Here is a 19,128-nt window from a genome sequence, read left to right on the forward strand (position 1 = left end):
GAAGCTCAGTTCTCCCGGCTCGCGCTCTCCAGCGCTTCGATCAGATCGTCGATCTCCATGCGCTTGCGGAAATCCGGATCGACGAAGCGGGCTTTCACGATGCCGTCGCGGCCGACCACGAACACGGCCGGGATCGGCAGCATCCAGCCGTCATTGCCGTGGAATTTGGCCATGTCCTGATAGGACAACAGTTGCTGAATCTCGGCGCCGAGCCAGATCGCGAGATTGAGCGACAGCGCGTAGCCGTTGTCGAGATCGGTCAGGATCGGAAACGGCGCGCCGGATTCGGCCTTGAGCTGTCCGGTATATTCCTGCGTCTTCGGCATGATCGCGACCACCTGCGCCCCCATCGCCTTGATGCGGTCCAGCGCCTGGACCACGGCGCGGACATTGAGCCGGCAATAGGGGCACCAATGGCCGCGAAAGAACATCACGGCAAGCGGGCCGCGCGCCAGCAGCGCAGGCAGCGCGACGAGACGCCCGGCATCGTCAGGCAGCATGAACGGCGGCATTACATCGCCCGGGCGCGGCGCCGTCGCGCCGCCGCCGTTTCCGTCCAATCGCGCCACCAGCCGATCGACCGCCTCGCCATAGGCCGGGAAGACTTCGCGGCTGGCATCGGCATAGGCGCGGAGCTGCTCGTTCAGCGTGCCGTCCATGTCGCGGCAGCGCCGGAAGGCGAGCCTGAGCTGTTCGGCGTCGGCTGGCGAGAGAGACGTCATCTTTCTGCTCCGGCATTCCTTGGGGCGAATAGTAGTTTCCCGGTCTGGCCGCCCGCAAGGGGGCGGCCGCGATGCCAGGATCGGTTCAGTTCACGTAGAAGTTGCCGGTGGGATCGAGCCGCCCCGAGGTAGAGTACAGCGTGCCGTTGTCCATGAAGAAGACCGTGTTCTCGGGTACCTTCTTCGCGTGCTTCATCATGGTCTCGTGGTTCTTCTCGGCCGGCGCCATCGCCATCGCCGACATCTTGCCGGGCCCGCCATAGACATAGGCCATGCCGGCCTTGAAATCCCAGGCGGCCTCCGAGAGGGCCGATGTGGCGATGACCGCAAACGCGGCGGTGGCGATCAGGGTCTTGGACAGTCTTGTCATGGGATGCTCCTCCGGATTGACGTGAACGCCCGCCAATCGGGCGCTTTGCCATCGAACGGCGGAAGCCGCGCGAGCGGAAATGCCGATCCACAATCGGTTCGATAGCCGCCGCCTATCGGCATAGCGCCGAGCTATTGCACCGAGAGCGAAAGGGCATTTCAGGACGAGCCGCGGCTCGAAGAAACTCCTGCCACAGCCGGCAACCAGCGAGGTTGCGGCCAACACAGGAGACCTCCCCATGTTCACGAGCCACGCTCTGTCGCGCCTGACCTGGCCAGGCCTTGCAATGATCGGCGCGCTGACCCTCTCGGCGCAGCCGGTATTCGCCGGCGAATGCCCGGCCGGCAAGATCAAGCCGAACGCGCAGCAGATGGTCGACCACAAACCCGTCGGCGTTACCGACGTCACGCTCGGGGCGATCGATCTCGGCAAGCAGCCGGCGCATATCGAGGGCCGTGAGCTGCGCTTCCGCAAGCTGACCATCGCGCCCGGCGGCATCGTGCCCTGGCACAGCCATGACGATCGCCCCGCCCTGATCTTCGTGCAACAGGGCCCCCGTGGGTCGGTCAAAATCCCCCGGGTATGGTCACTTGAAACTCCCCCACCTGATGATCGCCGTCAGCGCCGCTGAACAGCAGTAGCCGGTCAGGCAGGACGTTTATGTTCGACCCCTTTAGCCAGCAAGGGGCCGGGGAGTTGAACGTCTTGAAGCGACATCTGCAAAGCACCGTACTTACATTACTTGATCGCAACACCAGCCAGCGCGAGATTCACCGGCTGACGGGTGTCGATCGCAAGACGATCCGGCGTTATCAGGCGCTGCGGGCCGGTGCGGAGGCAAATTCCCCCGGGGAAGTGACCACCGGCTCGGTGAGCGCGGACGGCCAAATTCCTCCACCCCGACCACCGGCTTTTGGGACATCGGAAGCGACGGTCACCAGCAGCCTGGCCCGTTCGGCTTGCGAAGCGCATCGGACGTGGATCGAAGAACAGGTCCGGCTGAAGCGGAACGCGCAGGCGATTTACCAGGACCTGGTTGATCAATTTGGCTTTCCGTCCAGCTACCAGAGTGTCAAGCGGTTTGTGCGCCGGTTGCGGCACGCTGATCCTGAGCAGTTTGATCGTCTTGAGTTCCTCCCCGGCGAGGAAGCTCAGGTCGACTATGGCGAGGGCGCGCCGACGGTTGATCCGAAGAGCGGGCGGTACCGTCGTCCCCGCCTGTTCGTGATGACGCTACGCTACTCGCGGCGCAGCTTCCGGCGGGTAGTCTGGAAGTCCAGCCAACAAGTCTGGGCGCAGCTCCACGAAGAGGCGTTCCGGTATTTTGGCGGGGTCCCCAGCTATGTCGTGCTCGACAACCTGAAGGAAGGCGTCCTCAAGCCGGATTTGTACGAGCCCCAGCTCAACCCGATTTACAGCGCGATGCTGGCTCATTACGCCGTGGTCGCCGATCCCGCGCGCGTGGCCGATCCAAATCGGAAAGGATGCGTCGAGAATGCGATTCAACATACCCAGGGCACTGCGCTGGCCGGACGGCGCTTCGAGACGCTGGAGGCGCAAAACGAGTTCTTGAGGCACTGGGAGGAGAACTGGGCTTGGGAGTGTCAGAAGTTTTGTGTAAGAGCGTCTCTGTGAGGGGTTTGCGGGGTCAGCGGACTGACCCCATAGGGTCAGTCCGCTGAGCCTGCAAAGCGCTCGCCGAACTGGATGGCAAACTGGCCCATTGCGGCCGTCCATGCAACCGGTCGTCGCCAATGGATGCCGGCATTTCTGATGGCGAGGTAAAGCAGCTTCATCGCCGCCTCGTCGTTGGGGAAGCTGCCGCGTGTTTTGATGATCTTGCGCAGCGAACGGTTCAGCGCCTCGACCGTGTTGGTGGTATAGATCATTTTGCGTATCTCCGGCGCGAAGGCGAAGAACGGAATGACGTGCTCCCACGCCCGGCGCCAGGCCGCCCCGATCGCGGGATAGCGCTTGCCCCACTCGGCTTCGAAGTCCTCGAGCCTGAGCAGAGCGGCGTCGGCATTCTCGGCATGATAGATCGCCTTGATCGAGGGAAGGATCGCCTTGCGATCCTTCCAGGACACGAAGGATAGGCTGTTGCGGATCAAATGCACGATGCAGGTCTGGACCATCGCCTTGGGAAAGACGCTGTTGATCGCCTCGGGAAAGCCCTTCAGACCGTCGACGACGGCGATCAGGATGTCGGCGACGCCGCGGTTCCTCAGATCGTTCATGACCTTGAGCCAGAATTTGGCGCCTTCGGTTTGCTCGATCCAAAGCCCGAGCACGTCTTTCTCGCCCGATGCAGTGATGCCCAGCACGACGTAGACTGCCTTGTTCTTGACCATCCCCTCATCGCGAATCTTGACCCTGAGCGCGTCGAAGAAGACCACCGGATAGATCGCTTCCAGCGGCCGGCTCTGCCATTCGCGGACCTCGTCGAGAATCGCGTCGGTGACCTTGCTGATCAGATCGGGGGACACCTCGGTGCCGTAGAGCTCGGCCAGATGGCCCTGGATCTCCCGTACCGTCATGCCCCGCCCGTAGAGACTGATGATCTTCTCGTCGAAGCCGTCGAAGCGGGTCTGGCCCTTCGCGACGATCACCGGTTCGAACGTGCCGGCGCGGTCGCGCGGCACCTCGATCTCGATCTCGCCGTCGTCCGTCAACAGCGCTTTGCTGCTTGTGCCGTTGCGGCTGTTGCCCGACCCGCGGCCCGCCGGGTCGCCCTTCTCATAGCCAAGGTGGTGGGTCAGCTCCGCACCCAGTGCGCGCTCCAGAAGCGCCTTCTTCAGTCGTCTGAAAAGCCCGTCTTCGCCGGCTAAGTCTTCTGGCTTGAGGCTGCCCCCGGCAAGAAGCTGGTCCAAAATCTCAGGTGAAAAATCCGTAGCCATGTGAGTCTCCTGTCAAAGGTAAACTCACAGAAACCATCTTACACCGAGTTACTGACACCCTCCTGGGCTTCCAAACGCATCCACGGCAGCACGCGCCGTCAGGTCGAGGCGATGTTCCAGGAAGAGAAGCCGCACCTGCGGCCGCTGCCTGTCGCTCCCTTCCGCATCTTCACCGAAGTCGTCCGGACTGTCTGCGACGACACCACCGTACGCGTCGACAACAGCTATTACGCCGCGCGGCCCGCGCCGATCGGCAGCCAGGTCGTCGTGCGCATCTACACCACCACGATCGAGATCCGTGATCGCCACACCCGTGCGCTGCTGCGTGTTCATTCCCGGATGGCGCACCCCGGTTCTGTCGTCCTGCCGACCAGCGAACGGCCGTTCAACCCGTCGCGGCAAACCGCCGTGCTGCTGGCGAGCGCCGAGCGCATCGGACCGCAGACCAGGGCCTTGTGCCAGCAGGTGTTCGACACCGAAGGGCGCCCCGGACAGCGCGCGATGTGGGGCATTGTCGGGCTGGGCCGGAAGTATCCGGCGCGGCTGGTCGAGCAGGCCTGCGCGCACGCCATCGACAACCGCATCTACCGCTACAAGCACGTGCGTGCGACCGTCGAGCGGTTGTTCGAACAGGCGATCGAGCAGGTTGGAGTGACGCCACAGCCGGCATCGCCGCTCACCCAGGATCATCCGCTGATCCGTACCCCCGCGGAATACGGCGACCTCTTCAGCCGCGCTGTGCGGCGCGACGCCGACGACAATGGTCGGCAGGCCGAGGCTCACGACGATCACGCCACGGCAATCCGCGCTCGTGTCCCCTGCGCAACCCCGGCCAACTCCGGCGCCACGAGCGCTCCCGCTGCACCTTCTCACCTTAAACTGGAGACCTAGCCACATGATGACCATGCCGGAAATTGAGCGTTGCCTACGACAGCTGCGCCTGTCGGGTGTCCGCGACACGCTGCAGACGCGCGTGCTCCAGGCGCAGGGCGCCAACCAGCCCTTCCTCGAGACCTTCTCCCTTATCCTGCAGGATGAACTGGACCGTCGTCAGTCCCGTCTTATCGAGCGGCGATACCAGCAATCCGGGCTCGACGAAAAGCTGACGCTCGCCGAGTTCGACTGGTCCTTCAATCCCAAACTGCCACGTCAGACCTGCTTCCAGCTCCACACCCTGGCGTTCATTGCCGCTGGCGAGAACGCTCTGCTTGTTGGCAAACCTGGCACCGGGAAGTCGCACATCGCCAAGGCGATTGCCTATCAGGCGATCCTGCAAAGCCACAAGGTCCAGTATCTTGAGACCGACGACTTCTTCCACCGCTACGCCCTGAACTCTCCGGCACAACGCGAGGTCCGGCTGCGAACCATCATCGACTGCGATCTCCTCGTGCTGGACGATCTATTCCTCGCACGCGCCATCCCCGACGACGCCGGCACTTTGCTGCAGACCCTGATCCATCAGCGTTACAAACTGCGCCGCAGCGTCATCGTCACCTCCAATCGCGTCGTGCAGGATTGGGGGGCATACCTTGGGGACAACACTATGAGCACGACGATCCTCGATCGCCTTATGCATCATTGCCATCTGCTTGAGTTCGACGGACGCAGCTATCGGCTCAAAGAAGCCGCTGAAGCTCTTGCCCGGGAAACAAACTCAAACTAACAGTCCCTTGTCCTGCCTCGCGGGTGGAGGAATTTGACTGACCACACCCGGAGGAATTTGAAGTGACCCGCGGGGGGGCGAGATCGTCGAATACGCTTCCAACTGCGTCGATCCGATCGTGCACAAGGCCGGCGACATCCGCCCCGAAGTCTACGGCACCTCGCATTGGTGGAAGAATCTCGGCAAGGACACTGTCATCCTCTACGTCGGCGACGTCCGCAAGGATCCCAACGACCATCACATGTGACGAGCGCCCCAGCCCCAGCACTCGTCACCGGGTGTGGCGCCCGGGATCGCCCACGCTGCCCGCATGCCGGGCGCCACATCCCTCACAGGAAAATCAGGCCATGACCGATCTTTCGGCCATCAAACCCCGCGCAATGACGATGGAGGCGCATTCCCCTGGTCTCGCGCTTCGCTCGCTCGTGATCGGCCTCACCGCCTTCCTGACCGTCGTCGATCTCTTCGCGACGCAGGCGATCCTGCCCTCGTTGACGCGGCACTACGGCGTCACCCCTGCAGCGATGGGCTTTGCCGTCAATGCCAGCACCTTCGGCATGGCGGTCGCCGGCCTCGTCGTCGGCTTCTTCAGCCCGCATATCGACCGGCGGACCGGCATCCTGCTCAGCCTGACGCTTCTTGCAATTCCCACCGGCCTGCTGGCGTCCGCGCCGGCCGCCTTGCGGGTCGCGCAGGGCCTGTGCATGGCGTCCGCTTTCGCACTCACCCTCGCTCATCTCGGCGAGCAATGCAGCTCCACGGATGCCGGCAGCGCGTTTGCCGCCTACATCACGGGCAATGTCGCCAGCAATCTCGTCGGCCGGGTGGTCTCGGCGGCGGTAGCCGATGGCCTCGGCCTTGCCTGGAACTTCTATTTCTTCGCGGGGCTCAATCTTGCCGGCGCGTTGCTGGTCTATTTCACCATCCAGCGCGTGCGGCCGATGCATGCGATGATGCCGGCGGCTTCGCCCTTCTCCGCCACCATCGCGCATTGGCGCGATCGGCGGCTGCGCGCCGCTTTCGGCATCGGCTTCTGTATCCTGTTCGCCTTCATCGGCACCTTCACCTTCGTCAATTTCGTTCTGGTCCGGCCGCCGCTGTCGCTCGGCATGATGGATTTGGGCCTCGTCTATTTGGTTTTCCTGCCATCCGTCGTCACGACGCTGCTGGCCGGAAAGGCGGCCGCGCGGCTGGGAACGAGGCCCACCATCTGGAGCGCGCTCGCTGTCGCCGGGCTGGGCCTGCCCTTGATGCTGGCGCCGCATCTGGGCGCAGTGCTCGCCGGCATGGTTCTGGTCGGCATCGGCACATTCTTCGCGCAGGCGGCCGCGACGGGCTTCGTCGGACAGGCCGCAACCGACAACCGCGGCATCGCCAGCGGGACTTATCTTGCGTGTTATTTCTGCGGCGGGCTCGTCGGCACGGCCGTGCTCGGCCGGCTGTTCGATGCTTTCGGCTGGCAGGCCTGCGTCGCCGGTGTGGGCGTGGCGCTCGCGCTGGCGGCCTTGCTCACCTTCGCCCTGAAGCGCGATGCGATTGGGATGAATCATCATCGCGCTTTAGGTTTTTGTTTAAGCATAATCTTTTCGGAAAACCGCTGCGCACTTTTCCGGATCGTACTTTAACGCTCGACTGGGGCCTCCTGCGGCGGGTCGTCGTCGGCGATGGCGCGCCAGGCGGCACCGTCGAGATCGTCGTACTGGCCGCTGCGCAGCGACCAGAGGAAGGCGACGAGACCGGCACCTCCGAGCATCAAAGCCAGCGGCACCAGGATGACCAGGATCTCCATCACACGATCTCCCGCGAGGTGCTGCGGGCACGCAGCGAATTCAGCATGACCAGGATCGAGGATCCGCTCATGGCCGCTGCCGCGATCAGGGGCGTCACGATGCCGCTGATCGCGACCGGAACGGCAAGCACGTTGTAGCCGATCGCAAGCCAGAGGTTCTGCCGCATCAGGTGCAGCGCCTTGCGCGAAGCATCGATCGCGGCAACCACGGGGGCGAGCGGCCGGCCGAGGAAGACGAGATCGGCGGTGGCCTGGCTGAGATGCGCGGCCGAGATCGGCGACATCGACACATGGGCAGCCGCCAATGACGGCGCATCGTTCATGCCGTCACCGACCATCAGCACCTTGGCGCCGCGCTGCTTCAGCTCCTCGATCCGCGCGATCTTGTCGGCCGGCGTGACGCCCGGCGCGCCACTCGGGAATGGCGAGCGCATGCGCCGCCGCCTTCACCGCCGGCTCGCGGTCGCCGGACAGGATCTCGATGCCGATGTTGCGCGCCTTCAGGGCCGCGACCACGGCCTGCGCATCCGGACGCAGGCCCTGGCGTACCGAGAGGACGAACTTGTCGCTGCCCTTGCTGAAGGCGACGATGGAGGCTTCGGGATCGAGCGTGGCGCCGCCGACCAGCGCCTCGGCACCGCAGAAGGACGGACGGCCGAGGCGAAGCTCGACGCCGTCCACGGTCGCGCGGACGCCCTGCCCGGGCTCCTCGACCGCGCCGACGATCGGAGACTTCGCATCGGCAGCCTGAGCGACGGCGGCAGCGACCGGATGGTGGTTCGACAGTGCGAGCCGGCCGGCGAGCTCGAAGATATCGGCGGGGATCTCGGCCGCATTCATCACTTCGAGATCGGGCAGCGTCAGCGTGCCGGTCTTGTCGAAGATGACGTGGTCGGCTTCTGCGAGCCGCTCGATCGCGTCGCCGGAATTCAGCAGCACCCCGGACTTGAACATCGCGCCGGAGGCGATCGTCTGCACGGTCGGAATGGCAAGGCCCAGCGCACAGGGGCAGGTAATGATGAGGACGGCAACACCGGTGACGATCGCATCATGCCAGCTCGCGCCGGCGATGACCCAGCCGAGGATGGTCAGAAGCGCCGTCGCATGCACCACCGGCGCGTACAGCCGCGAGGCGCGGTCGGCGAGCCGCATGTAGCGCGAGCGCGCCTGCAGCGCGTTGTCCAACAGCCGCGTGATCTCGGCGAGCAGCGTCGCCTCCGAGGCGGCCGAGACCCGCACCCGCAGCGTGCCCGAGATGTTCATCGATCCCGCATAGACCGGCGTGCCCTGCTCCGCCGTGACATAGAGCGTCTCGCCGGTGATCAGGCTCTGGTCGATCTCGGAACGTCCCTCGATCACGGTGCCGTCGACCGCGCAGCGCTCACCCGGCCGCAGCAGCACGATGTCGCCGGGATGGATCGCCGCCACCGGCACTTGCGAGATCTCGCCGGGACCCACGAACTTCGCAGCCGTCTTCGCTTTCAGCGCCGCGAGATTGCCGGCGACCGCGCGGGTCCGCCGCCGCATGTTCTGGTCGAGGAAGCGGCCGACCAGCAGGAAGGTCAGCAGCATGATCGCGGCGTCGAAATAGGCGTGCTCGGCGTGATTGATGGTCTCGACCACGGACATGCCGAGCGCCAGGATCACGCCGATGGAGATCGGCACGTCCATGTTGGTGGTCTTGGCGGACAGCGCGCGCCAGGCGGAGCGGAAGAACGGCTGGCCGGCATAGGCCGCCGCCGGCAGCGCGATCAGCGCCGACAGCCAGTGGAAGAAGTCGCGCTGCTCGGGCAGCATGTCCGAGACGTTGCCCGACCACACCGGGATCGACAGCATCATCACGTTCATGGTGGCGAATGCCGCGACGCCGAGGCACCGCAGCAGGAAACGCGATTCGGCGACCTCGGCCTCCTCCGCGCTTTCGGTCTCGAACGGATAGGCCTTGTAGCCGAGCTCCTCGAGGCGATCGATGAAACGGCCGGGATCGAGCGTGCCCGCCTTCCATTCCAGCGCGACGCGGCGGTCGGTGAGGTTCACGCGCGCCAGCGTGACGTCGGGGATGGCGGACAGGCCGCGTTCGATCTTGGCCATGCACCCGGCGCAGTGAACGCCTTCGACCGCGAGATCGATGTGCTGGATGCCTTCACCCGCGCTTCGGACGTAGTGCGAGAAATCCCGCGTGACGTGCATGACGAAGTCCTTCAGTTCAGGATCACGCGGTTGCGCGACAGGAACACGCGTGTTCCCCGCGCCTCGCCCTCGATCACCAGGTCCCATTGGCCCGGCGCGACGGACGCGGCACTGCCGCGATAGAGACCGATGCCGGATTCGGTGAGCTCGACGGCGAGATCGGCACGCTTGTCGGTCGGCCGTTCCAGCCGGCCGCCGAACTTGAGCCCGGAGATCGGCTGGCCGCCGGCATCGCGGGCTTCGACCTGGACCGAGGCGCCGCCGTCGCTGCGGCGCTCGATATGGGCGTTGACCTTCCATTTGCGCGCGGCCTGGTCCTGCGCCGCAGAGATCTCGCGGTCATAGACGAGACCCGCGGCGTAGGGGCTGTCGACGTCGGTGCCGGGCAGCGTCGCGATCGCGAGCTTCATCATGGTCCCGTTGACTCCGATCACGACGCCGAAGAAAGCGACCAGCATCAGCAAGACCTTGGTTCCGGTCAGAGGCTTGGTAGCCATGGCAGTCTCCTGATCCTCAAGGCGCGACGAAATTATCGGTGGCGGACGCGACGACGCCGAGCCCGATGTCCGTGACGTGGAAGCGGACCGGAATCGACTTCTCCGGGTTGTTGTCGGCCGGCGCGGTGACGAGAAGGCGGAGCTCGCTCGTCGAGTCGCGCGGGATCACGATCATCGGCCGATCCGGGGTCACCGAATCGACGCCGACGACGTGAACGGTCGAATTGACCGGCCCGTCAGCGTCGATCGCGATGACGCGGTCATAGCCGCTCTTGTTGAGCAGCCGCACCGTGTAGGCGTTGCGGATCGAGCCGTCGCTGAGCTTGACCGCGACCGGATTGCGGTCGTGCAGCACATTGACGTCGAGCAGGCTGCGGGTCGCGAGCGTGTAGATCATGATGCCGCCGACCGCCGCGATGATCGCGCTGTAGGCGACGGTGCGAGCGCGGACGATGCGGTAGATCGGCGCCTTGCCTTCCTGGCGGCGGTGGATGTTGATGTCGTTGTCGTAGCCGATCAGGCGCTTCGGCCGGCCGATCTTCGCCATCACGTTGTCGCAGGCGTCGATGCAGAGCCCGCACTGGATACATTCGAGCTGCGGTCCGTTGCGGATGTCGATGCCGGTCGGGCAGACCGCGACGCACTGATAGCAGTCGACGCAGTCGCCGACCTGCTGGCCGAGCGCACGCAGCTCGGCGGCCTTCTTGACGGAGGTGCGCTTCTCGCCGCGGTCGTAGCGATAGGTGACGTTGAGCGCCCATTCATCCGTGAGCGCGGCCTGAATGCGCGGCCACGGGCACATATAGGTGCAGACCTGCTCGCGCATGAAGCCGGCGAGGACGTAGGTCGTCGCGGTGAGAATGCCGATCCAGATATAGGCGATCATCGGCGCCTGGAAGGTGACGAGCTCCTTCACCAGGGTCGGCGCATCGTTGAAATAGAGCACCCAGGCGCCGCCGGTCCACCAGGCGATCATGAGCCAGATCGAATGCTTGAGCACGATCTCGGAGATGCGCTCGAGCTTCAGCGGATCGGACGACTTGTCCTTCTTCATCCGCTCGCGCCGGTCGCCCTCGACCAGACGTTCGACGGCATAGAACAGGTCGGTCCACACCGTCTGCGGACAGAGATAGCCGCACCAGATGCGGCCGCCGACCGAGTTCATCAGGAACAGCGCCACCGCGGCCACGATCAACAGGCCGGTGAAGTAGTAGACCTCCTGCGGCCACAGCTCGATGAAGAAGAAATAGAAGCGGCTGTTGGGAAGATCGATCAGCACCGCCTGGCTGGGGGCGCCGAGGCCGCGATTCCAGCGTACGAACGGCAGGAAATAATAGACGCCGAGGCAGATCGCCATCAGGGTCCATTTGATCCGCCGAAACGTGCCCGAGACGCTCTGCGGGTAGACCTTCTTGCGGGCCGCATAGAGTGGCCCGCTGTCGTCCGCTGGCTTCAGTTCGTTCGGATTGACGGCCTTGTTCATCGCTGAATCTTTCAAGAGGTGCGATTAAACCTAGACCCGGCGCCGGCAAGCCCCTTGATCCAACGCAAACGGGGGCGCTTTTCTTCGCCCCCGCCGGAAGTCGTCGGTCGCGGATCGGCTATTTGCCGCCGCCGAGCGAGTGGACATAGACCGCCATCGCCTTGATGGTGGCGGGATCGAGCCGGCCTTCCCAGGCCGGCATCACGCCGGCGCGGCCCTGGCCGATGGTCTCGATCAGGCTCGCCTCGTCGGAGCCGTAGAGCCAGATCTTGTCGGTCAGGTTCGGTGCGCCGAGCTCCTGGTTGCCCTTGCCGGCATCGCCGTGACAGGCGGCGCAATTCTCCGCAAAGATCTTCTGCCCCTTGGCGGCGTCGTAGCCGTTGCGGGTGGAAAGGCCCGACAGCGACCGCACGTAGTTGGCGACCGTGACGATCTCGTCGCCCTTCAGCACACCGTCCTTGCCGAAGGCGAGCATCTGGCCCTCATGCGTCTTGGCATGGCCGGACCGCGCGCCGAACTGGATGGTCTGCATGATCTGGTCGAGCGTGCCGCCCCACAGCCAGTCGTCGTCGTTCAGGTTGGGATAGCCCTTGGCGCCGGCGGCGCCGGAGCCGTGGCACGGCGCGCAATTGTCGCCGAACACGGTCTTGCCCTTGGCGCGGGCGAGCGCCAGCAGCGCCGGGTCCTTCTCGATGTCGGCGAGCGAGGCCGCGCCCAGTGCCACCATCTTGTCACCGCGGATCTTCTCGAGGTTGGCGAGCTCGACCGCGACGTCCGCGCGCGAGGAGTAGCCGAACACGCCGGTCGTGTTGCTGGAGATCAGCGGCCAAGCCGGATAGACGATCCAGTAGCCGATCGCCCAGACGATGGTGAGGTAGAAGGTGATCACCCACCAGCGCGGCAGCGGTGTGTTGAGCTCCTTGATGCCGTCCCACTCGTGTCCGGTCGTGGACTTGCCGGAGACGGAATCGATGTCGCTAGAATGATCGGTCATGGTTCTCTACTCCTCCCGCAACGGCAGGTGCGCCGCTTTGTCGAACACAGCCTTGTTACGGGGCCAGAATGCGTAGGCGACGATCGCGAGAAAGATCGCGACGAACACCGGTGTCCAGATCGTCGTCACGAGATCGGACGCAAGATTATGGACGGTCAGGATGGCTTTCATCGTTCATGCCTTCTCAGCGAAGATTGGCTTTCTCGTTGTAGATCTTGAAGTCGACCAGCGTGCCGAGCATCTGCAGGTACGCGATCAGCGCGTCCATCTCCGTCGGCGTGCCGGTCTTGCCGTCGAAATTGCGCACGACGGCCTTGGCGTAGCGCTTGCCGAAGGCATCGGTGCCGGCGTTGTCCGGATCGGCCTGAGCCTTCAGGTCGGCGGCGGCATTGGCAATCTGCTCGTCGCTGTAGGGTACGCCGACGGTCCTGAGCGTGCGCATGTCGCCGGCGATCGCATCCGGGTCGACCTCGGCCCTGCTGAGGAACGGATAGCCCGGCATCACCGACTGCGGCACGATCGCGCGCGGGTTGGTCAGATGGGTCACGTGCCAGTCGTCGGAATATTTGGCGCCGACGCGGGCAAGGTCCGGACCGGTGCGCTTGGAGCCCCACTGGAACGGATGGTCGAACATGCTCTCGGCGGCGAGCGAGAAGTGGCCGTAGCGCTCGACCTCGTCGCGCAGCGGCCGGACCATCTGCGAATGGCAGAGATAGCAGCCCTCGCGGACATAGACGTTGCGTCCGGCGAGCTCCAGCGGCGTGTAGGGCCTGACCCCGTCGACCTTCTCGATCGTGCTCTTGAGGTAGAACAGCGGCGTGATCTCGACGAGTCCGCCGATCGCGATCACCAGCAGGATGCCGACGACCAGGATGATCGAGTTCTTTTCGAAGATTTGGTGGCGTGTCCAGAACGACATTTCTTTAGCTCCTCATTCCGCCGGCTGAAGAGCGACGGGCATCTGGGCTTCCTGTTCGCCGACGCGAACCGTCATCCAGAGATTGTAGGCCATGATCAGCGCGCCGATTAGGAACAGCCCGCCACCGGCGGCGCGGATGATGTAGAAGGGATGCATCGCCTCGACGGTCTCGATGAAGGAATATTCGAGGAAGCCGAGCGAGGTGTAGGCGCGCCACATCAGGCCCTGGAGGATGCCGGACACCCACATCGCCGAGATGTAGAGAACGATGCCGAGGGTCGCGATCCAGAAGTGCCAGTTGACGAGCTTCAGGCTGTAGAGGCCCTTGCGATTCCAGGCCCACGGCACCAGGCAGTAGAGCGCGCCGAAGGAGACGAAGCCGACCCAGCCGAGCGCGCCGGAGTGCACGTGACCGATGGTCCAGTCGGTGTAGTGGCTGAGCGAGTTGACCACCTTGATCGACATCATCGGGCCTTCGAAGGTCGACATGCCGTAGAAGGCGACGGAGACCACGAGCATGCGCAGCACGGGATCGGTGCGCAGCTTGTCCCAGGCGCCCGACAGCGTCATCAGGCCGTTGATCATGCCGCCCCAGGAGGGCATCCACAGCATGATCGAGAAGGTCATGCCCAGCGTCTGCGTCCAGTCCGGCAGCGCCGTGTAGTGCAGATGGTGCGGGCCGGCCCAGATGTAGAGGAAGATCAGCGCCCAGAAGTGGATGATCGAGAGCCGGTAGGAATAGATCGGCCGCTCGGCCCGCTTCGGGATGAAGTAGTACATGATGGCGAGGAAGCCGGCGGTCAGGAAGAAGCCGACCGCGTTGTGGCCGTACCACCACTGGAACATGGCGTCCTGGATGCCGCCCCAGGCGACGTACGACTTCGAGCCGAACACCGAGACCGGGAGCGCCGGGTTGTTGCCGAGATGCAGGACCGCGATCGTCACGATGAAGGCGAGATAGAACCAGTTCGCAACGAAGATGTGCGGCTCCTTGCGCTTGAAGATGGTGGCAAGGAAGACCAGCAGATAGACGACCCAGACGATGGTCAGCCACAAATCGGCGTACCATTCCGGCTCGGCATATTCCTTCGACTGGGTGACGCCGAGCAGATAGCCCGTGCCGGCGATCAGAATGAAGAAGTTGTAGCCCAGCACGACGAACCACGGCGCGAGGTCGCCGGCAAGGCGTGCACGGCAGGACTTCTGCACCACGTAGAAGGAGGTCGCGACCAACACGTTGCCGCCGAAGGCGAAGATCACGGCGGAGGTGTGCAGCGGCCGCAGGCGGCCGAAGCTGATCCAGGGCAGATCGAAGTTCAGTGCGGGCCAGGCCAGTTGCGAGGCGATGATGAGGCCGACGAGGAATCCGGCAATGCCCCAGAACATCGCCATGAAGGCGGAGAACTTGATCGGCCCCATGTTGTAGTTCGGGCGACCGTTGATTTCCTGGGGCGGCAACGCCGCCGGACGTTCGAAGTAGCGGTTGACGATGAAGAACACCGCAGCCAGGCTCGCCGCCGCGCTGAGCGCGGCGTGAAAGGCGAAGGGCGCGTCGAGCGCCTTGGCCGAGGCGATCACGCAAAGAAAAGCGGTGACTGCGAACACGACAGCCAAGCCGCTTTCACCGATGGTCATGGATTTGGAGATGGAGGGCTGGCTCATGCGGATTCTCTCTGAAAGAACTCGCTGCCAGAAATCACATTCACCCTCGCGGGGAATTGATTGAAATCAAGCTGGATGGATTTCTGTTAATGTGAGCCGATGCGCAGCCAGTTGAAGTGTCCTCTCCCCCATGGGAGAGGACAGCGAGCAAGGCGCGGCAAACTTCGGCGTTTTCAAGAACGGCGGCCGAGGGCCGCATTCTTCCACAAGGGGAACGAAGGGAAGAAGAGAAACATCTCCGTAAAATCACGGAGCTCCTGCTCAGTCCCGCGCCGTCGCCTTGAGCGCCGCGATGACGTCCTCACGGGCGATGATGCCGACCAGCTTCTGTGCACCGTCGAGCACGATGATGCTCCTGATGCGGTGCTCGACCATGATCTGGAGCACGCGTGTCAGCCGCGTGTCGGGGCTGACATAAATGAACTCGGGAGTCATGACGTCGCCGATCTTGCGTCTCATCAGGTCATCATAGCGCGGCAACATCTGGGTCGGCGTGAAGGCGAAGCACTTCAGGATGTCGAACTTGGTGACGATGCCGACCACCTGCCCGTCGTCTTCGACCGGATAGGAGTTGAAATCGTCGGTCTCGAACATCTCGCTGAGCTGGAACAGGTCGAGGCCGCGCTGCACCGTTTTGACGTTGCGCGTCATGTAGCCGTCGACAGTCTGTTCAAGAAATTTGTACATGACGCGTCCTCCTCGATTCGATACTGACCGGCCGGCGGTCAGTGCGACAGCAGCACGCTGCGGGCGGTTTGCGTGACCAGATGCTGGGTGACGCCCCCGAGGATCAGCTCACGAAATCTCGAATGACCATAGGCGCCCGCGACGATCAGGCCGGCACCGACGTCGCCGGCGACCTTCTCCAGATGCGCCGCGGGGCTTTCATCTCTTGCGGCCTCCGAGACGCGTGCGGTCGCGGTGACGCCGTGACGGCCGAGCCAGGCGGCTACGTCGATGACGCCGGCCGTCACGGCCGAGCGGTCGTCGTCCCTCTCTGGAATTTCAACGATGGTGACCTCCCTCGCCTTGCGCAGCATCGGCAGCGCGTCGGCCACCGCCCGCCGCGCCTCCGGCGTGTCCTTCCACGCCACCAGCACGTTGCGCAGGTCGAGCCAGTTGACCCGATCGGGGACGACGAGAAGCGGACGGCCGGCCTGCAGCACCAGGTCCTTGGGGCTCGCGAGCGAGAAAGCATCGGAGAAGGCCGGGGTCCGCCCTCCGCTGACGACGATGTCGGCGCAACGCGCCTGCGCCAGGACGAATCGCGCCGGAAAATCCATGGCGCTGCGCCACTCCACATGCCCGCCGCGATCCTTCGTGGCCGCGCGGAATTGTGCTTCCAGGTCTGCCAGCCGCCGCTTGACCGAAGCTTCGCCCTCGTCGATCAGCGCCTGCGCCTCGGTGCCGTCGGTGAAATAGAGTGGCGGTGCGAACTGCGCTGCGGCGACCCCGACGATGGCAGCCTCGAAGCGCTCGGCGAGCTCCCCCGCGACCTGAAGACGCGCTTCGTTGGGCTGATCGAGTGCCAAGCTGACCATGACGGTCGCATATGTCATCGGGTATCTCCAGCATCACCAAATTTTCTCGAAGCCTAATCCTGCTGACGCGCAACAGGCTGAGATAGATCAAAACAAGCGCTTCTGGCTCCCGCGCCGTTCAGCGGGAAATCCGCCAGCGAATTCAAACGTCCGCGCTTGCCTCTGGGCGAGCCTTGGGCGAAATTGCCGTAGCGGTAAAGGCATCCTGCCTGCCCGCTGAGAACAGGAGCAGAGCTTGGCGCCGACCCGCGTGACCCATCCGGCAGACGACGGTCGGGGCGAGCATTTCCGGGGCCGCATCGAGGGATTCGGGGTGGGCACCTGGGACTTTGATCTGCAGACCCGAGAGCTTGAATGGTCGGAGATGGCCAAGCGGCTGTTTGGCCTCGAGCGAGACCAGGCCGTCAGCTACGACCTCTTTCTTTCGCTGCTGGAGCCGGGCGATCGGGACCGCCTCCTGAAGGAGATCGGGCGCACCTCGGAAGGCGGCGGGGGACTTGACCTGTCCTTCAAGGTCGGCGGCGCGTCCGGAAACGGCCAATGGATCCGGGCCAGGGCCGGCGTGATCCGGGACGATTCGGGCGCGCCACGTCATCTCAGCGGGATATTCCTCGACATCAACGAGGAAAAGCAGCTCGAGGAGGCCCTGCGCTCCCAGGAGAATCATCTTCGCTCGATTCTCGAAACGGTGCCCGACGCCATGATCGTCATCGATTCACGCGGCATCATGCAGCTCTTCAGTAGCGCCGCGGAGCGGCTGTTCGGCTACAGCAGGCAGGAAGCCATCGGCCGGAACGTGAGCATTCTCATGCCTGAGCCCGATCAGTCGCGTCATGACGGCTATCTTGCGCGCTATCTCAGGACGAGTGATCCGCACATTATCGGCATCGGCCGGATTGTGACGGGCAAGCGCCGCGACGGCACGACCTTCCCGATGCATCTCTCCGTCGGGCAGACGCAACGCGCGGGCGAGCCTCATTTCACCGGCTTCGTGCGGGACCTCACCGAGCACCAGCAGACCCAGGCGCGGCTCCAGGAACTGCAAGCCGAGCTTGTGCATGTGTCGCGGTTGACCGCAATGGGCGAAATGGCCTCCGCGCTCGCTCACGAGCTCAACCAGCCGCTGGCGGCGATCAGCAACTACATGAAGGGATCGCGGCGCCTCCTCGCCGGCAGCAGCGATCCCAACTCGCCGAAGGTCGAAAGCGCGCTCGATCGGGCAGCGGAGCAGGCCTTGCGTGCCGGCCAGATCATCGGCCGGCTGCGCGACTTCGTCTCCCGCGGCGAGTCGGAGAAGCGGGTCGAGAGCCTCTCCAAGCTGATCGAGGAAGCCGGCGCACTCGGGCTCGCCGGCGCGCGCGAGCAGAACGTGCAGCTCCGCTTCAGCCTCGATCCTGACGCCGATCTCGTCCTCGCCGATCGGGTGCAGATCCAGCAGGTGCTCGTCAATCTGTTTCGCAATGCGCTGGAAGCAATGGCACAGTCGCCGCGGCGCGAGCTCGTCGTCGCCAACACTCGCGTCGCTGACGACATGATCGAGGTTGAGGTTTCCGACACCGGCTCGGGCTTCCGCGACGACGTCATTCCTAACCTGTTCCAGACCTTCTTCACCACCAAAGACACCGGCATGGGCGTGGGACTGTCGATCAGCCGCTCGATCATCGAGGCTCACGGCGGCCGCATGTGGGCCGAGAGCAACGCGGCGGGCGGAGCGACATTCCGCTTCACATTGCCGGCAACCGACGAGAGCTGAATCATGGCGACCAAGGGAAATGTCTACGTCATCGACGACGACGCAGCGATGCGGGACTCGCTGAACTTCCTGCTGGATTCCGCCGGCTTCGACGTCACCCTGTTCGACGACGCGCTCGCCTTTCTCGAAGCCCTGCCCGGCCTCGCCTTCGGCTGCGTCGTCTCCGACGTGCGCATGCCCGGCCTCGACGGGATCGAGCTGCTGAAGCGGATGAAGGCGCAGCAAAGCCCCTTCCCGATCGTGATCATGACCGGTCATGGCGACGTGCCGCTCGCGGTCGAAGCCATGAAGCTCGGGGCGGTCGATTTCCTGGAAAAGCCGTTCGATGACGACCGTCTCACCGCCATGATCGATTCGGCCATCCGCCAGGCCGAGCCTGCCGCCAAGAACGAAGCCGTCGCGCAGGACATCGCCGCCCGTGTCGCGTCCTTGAGTCCCAGGGAGCGCCAGGTCATGGAAGGGCTGATCGCGGGCCTCTCCAACAAGCTGATCGCCCGCGAATACGACATCAGCCCGCGCACCATCGAGGTCTACCGGGCCAACGTCATGACCAAGATGCAGGCGAGCAGCCTCTCCGAACTGGTCCGGCTGGCGATGCGTGCGGGCATGCTCAACGATTGAGGCAGGTCAAGGCGCCTTCCCGGGGCC

General features: G+C 64.3%; 16 protein-coding genes and 5 pseudogenes. 8 read left to right on the forward strand and 13 right to left on the reverse strand.

Annotation, left to right across the window (positions count from 1 at the left end; all coding sequences use genetic code 11):
- Positions 1–5: 5 nt before the first annotated feature.
- Both ABIF91_RS03475 and ABIF91_RS03480 read right to left on the reverse strand, forming a co-directional pair.
- Positions 6–722 (reverse strand): peroxiredoxin-like family protein, encoded by a 717-nt coding sequence (locus ABIF91_RS03475; protein ID WP_424578758.1) that lies wholly within the window; start codon positions 720–722, stop codon positions 6–8.
- A gap of 85 nt (positions 723–807) precedes the next feature.
- A complete protein-coding gene (locus ABIF91_RS03480; protein WP_028179995.1) occupies positions 808–1,092 on the reverse strand; it encodes a hypothetical protein in 285 nt (94 codons plus the stop codon).
- 238 nt (positions 1,093–1,330) lie between these two features.
- On the opposite strand from ABIF91_RS03480, the pseudogene ABIF91_RS03485 reads away from it, so the two are divergent.
- Together ABIF91_RS03485 and istA are read left to right on the forward strand one after the other, a co-directional pair.
- Positions 1,331–1,645: pseudogene (locus ABIF91_RS03485) on the forward strand (cupin); the annotation flags it as partial.
- Between the two features lie 107 nt (positions 1,646–1,752).
- Positions 1,753–2,688 (forward strand): annotated as a pseudogene (istA, locus tag ABIF91_RS03490) (IS21-like element IS1631 family transposase); the annotation flags it as partial.
- A gap of 74 nt (positions 2,689–2,762) precedes the next feature.
- Here the strand turns inward: istA and ABIF91_RS03495 are convergent.
- A complete protein-coding gene (locus ABIF91_RS03495; protein WP_424578759.1) occupies positions 2,763–3,989 on the reverse strand; it encodes an IS256 family transposase in 1,227 nt (408 codons plus the stop codon).
- Between the two features lie 60 nt (positions 3,990–4,049).
- On the opposite strand from ABIF91_RS03495, the pseudogene ABIF91_RS03500 reads away from it, so the two are divergent.
- From ABIF91_RS03500 to ABIF91_RS03515, 4 genes and pseudogenes are all read left to right on the forward strand, one after another.
- Positions 4,050–4,880: pseudogene (locus ABIF91_RS03500) on the forward strand (Mu transposase domain-containing protein); the annotation flags it as partial.
- 4 nt (positions 4,881–4,884) lie between these two features.
- On the forward strand, positions 4,885–5,652 hold the full coding sequence (gene istB, locus ABIF91_RS03505; protein WP_038952109.1) for an IS21-like element IS1631 family helper ATPase IstB: 768 nt from the start codon (positions 4,885–4,887) through the stop codon (positions 5,650–5,652).
- 76 nt (positions 5,653–5,728) lie between these two features.
- Positions 5,729–5,899: pseudogene (locus ABIF91_RS03510) on the forward strand (cupin); the annotation flags it as partial.
- A gap of 100 nt (positions 5,900–5,999) precedes the next feature.
- Positions 6,000–7,277, forward strand: a complete 1,278-nt coding sequence (locus ABIF91_RS03515) for an MFS transporter (protein WP_424578760.1) — start codon at positions 6,000–6,002, stop codon at positions 7,275–7,277.
- Here ABIF91_RS03515 and ccoS read toward each other — a convergent pair.
- From ccoS to ABIF91_RS03565, 10 genes and pseudogenes are all read right to left on the reverse strand, one after another.
- Entirely contained in the window at positions 7,274–7,441 is a 168-nt protein-coding gene (gene ccoS, locus ABIF91_RS03520; RefSeq protein ID WP_028179356.1) for a cbb3-type cytochrome oxidase assembly protein CcoS, read from the reverse strand. The two genes, ABIF91_RS03515 and ccoS, sit on opposite strands and share 4 nt — an antisense overlap.
- A pseudogene (locus ABIF91_RS03525) lies at positions 7,441–9,631 on the reverse strand (cation-translocating P-type ATPase). Before ABIF91_RS03525 ends, ccoS begins: the two are co-directional and overlap by 1 nt.
- Positions 9,632–9,642: 11 nt before the next feature.
- Positions 9,643–10,128: a FixH family protein gene (locus tag ABIF91_RS03530; RefSeq protein WP_028179358.1), complete on the reverse strand. Its 486-nt coding sequence runs from the start codon at positions 10,126–10,128 to the stop codon at positions 9,643–9,645.
- 16 nt (positions 10,129–10,144) lie between these two features.
- A complete protein-coding gene (gene ccoG / locus ABIF91_RS03535; protein WP_028179359.1) occupies positions 10,145–11,611 on the reverse strand; it encodes a cytochrome c oxidase accessory protein CcoG in 1,467 nt (488 codons plus the stop codon).
- 118 nt (positions 11,612–11,729) lie between these two features.
- Positions 11,730–12,605, reverse strand: a complete 876-nt coding sequence (gene ccoP / locus ABIF91_RS03540; protein ID WP_035674806.1) for a cytochrome-c oxidase, cbb3-type subunit III — start codon at positions 12,603–12,605, stop codon at positions 11,730–11,732.
- Between the two features lie 6 nt (positions 12,606–12,611).
- On the reverse strand, positions 12,612–12,776 hold the full coding sequence (locus ABIF91_RS03545; protein WP_028179361.1) for a cbb3-type cytochrome oxidase subunit 3: 165 nt from the start codon (positions 12,774–12,776) through the stop codon (positions 12,612–12,614).
- A 13-nt stretch (positions 12,777–12,789) separates the two neighbouring features.
- Positions 12,790–13,524 carry a cytochrome-c oxidase, cbb3-type subunit II gene (gene ccoO / locus ABIF91_RS03550; RefSeq protein WP_028179362.1) on the reverse strand — a complete coding sequence of 245 codons (735 nt, stop codon included), beginning with the start codon at positions 13,522–13,524 and terminating at the stop codon, positions 12,790–12,792.
- Positions 13,525–13,536: 12 nt separating this feature from the next.
- A complete protein-coding gene (gene ccoN / locus ABIF91_RS03555) occupies positions 13,537–15,186 on the reverse strand; it encodes a cytochrome-c oxidase, cbb3-type subunit I (protein WP_284281466.1) in 1,650 nt (549 codons plus the stop codon).
- 261 nt (positions 15,187–15,447) lie between these two features.
- The gene (locus ABIF91_RS03560; RefSeq protein ID WP_028179364.1) at positions 15,448–15,873 is read right to left on the reverse strand and encodes a CBS domain-containing protein; all 426 of its coding nucleotides are present in this window, start codon (positions 15,871–15,873) and stop codon (positions 15,448–15,450) included.
- A 38-nt stretch (positions 15,874–15,911) separates the two neighbouring features.
- Entirely contained in the window at positions 15,912–16,745 is an 834-nt protein-coding gene (locus ABIF91_RS03565; RefSeq protein ID WP_028179365.1) for a universal stress protein, read from the reverse strand.
- A 217-nt stretch (positions 16,746–16,962) separates the two neighbouring features.
- On the opposite strand from ABIF91_RS03565, the gene fixL reads away from it, so the two are divergent.
- Both fixL and fixJ read left to right on the forward strand, forming a co-directional pair.
- A complete protein-coding gene (gene fixL, locus ABIF91_RS03570) occupies positions 16,963–18,480 on the forward strand; it encodes a sensor protein FixL (protein WP_028179366.1) in 1,518 nt (505 codons plus the stop codon).
- 3 nt (positions 18,481–18,483) lie between these two features.
- Complete coding sequence (fixJ, locus tag ABIF91_RS03575; protein WP_028179367.1) at positions 18,484–19,101, forward strand: response regulator FixJ; 618 nt, start codon at positions 18,484–18,486, stop codon at positions 19,099–19,101.
- Positions 19,102–19,128: the final 27 nt, after the last annotated feature.

Origin of the sequence: Bradyrhizobium sp. USDA 241 (genome assembly GCF_049739505.1) — a bacterium.
In the GTDB taxonomy this organism is placed as follows: Bacteria; Pseudomonadota; Alphaproteobacteria; order Rhizobiales; family Xanthobacteraceae; genus Bradyrhizobium; species Bradyrhizobium liaoningense.

Bases quoted from the DNA above. Each gene is read 5' to 3' on its own strand.
- ABIF91_RS03565 (WP_028179365.1), bottom strand. From the start codon at position 16,745: ATGACATATGCGACCGTCATGGTCAGCTTGGCACTCGATCAGCCCAAC.
- ABIF91_RS03545 (WP_028179361.1), bottom strand. From the start codon at position 12,776: ATGAAAGCCATCCTGACCGTCCATAATCTTGCGTCCGATCTCGTGACG.
- istB (WP_038952109.1), top strand. From the start codon at position 4,885: ATGATGACCATGCCGGAAATTGAGCGTTGCCTACGACAGCTGCGCCTG.
- ABIF91_RS03480 (WP_028179995.1), bottom strand. From the start codon at position 1,092: ATGACAAGACTGTCCAAGACCCTGATCGCCACCGCCGCGTTTGCGGTC.
- ABIF91_RS03475 (WP_424578758.1), bottom strand. From the start codon at position 722: ATGACGTCTCTCTCGCCAGCCGACGCCGAACAGCTCAGGCTCGCCTTC.
- ccoO (WP_028179362.1), bottom strand. From the start codon at position 13,524: ATGTCGTTCTGGACACGCCACCAAATCTTCGAAAAGAACTCGATCATC.
- ccoN (WP_284281466.1), bottom strand. From the start codon at position 15,186: ATGAGCCAGCCCTCCATCTCCAAATCCATGACCATCGGTGAAAGCGGC.
- ABIF91_RS03560 (WP_028179364.1), bottom strand. From the start codon at position 15,873: ATGTACAAATTTCTTGAACAGACTGTCGACGGCTACATGACGCGCAAC.
- ABIF91_RS03515 (WP_424578760.1), top strand. From the start codon at position 6,000: ATGACCGATCTTTCGGCCATCAAACCCCGCGCAATGACGATGGAGGCG.
- ccoS (WP_028179356.1), bottom strand. From the start codon at position 7,441: ATGGAGATCCTGGTCATCCTGGTGCCGCTGGCTTTGATGCTCGGAGGT.
- fixJ (WP_028179367.1), top strand. From the start codon at position 18,484: ATGGCGACCAAGGGAAATGTCTACGTCATCGACGACGACGCAGCGATG.
- ccoP (WP_035674806.1), bottom strand. From the start codon at position 12,605: ATGACCGATCATTCTAGCGACATCGATTCCGTCTCCGGCAAGTCCACG.
- ABIF91_RS03495 (WP_424578759.1), bottom strand. From the start codon at position 3,989: ATGGCTACGGATTTTTCACCTGAGATTTTGGACCAGCTTCTTGCCGGG.
- ABIF91_RS03530 (WP_028179358.1), bottom strand. From the start codon at position 10,128: ATGGCTACCAAGCCTCTGACCGGAACCAAGGTCTTGCTGATGCTGGTC.
- ccoG (WP_028179359.1), bottom strand. From the start codon at position 11,611: ATGAACAAGGCCGTCAATCCGAACGAACTGAAGCCAGCGGACGACAGC.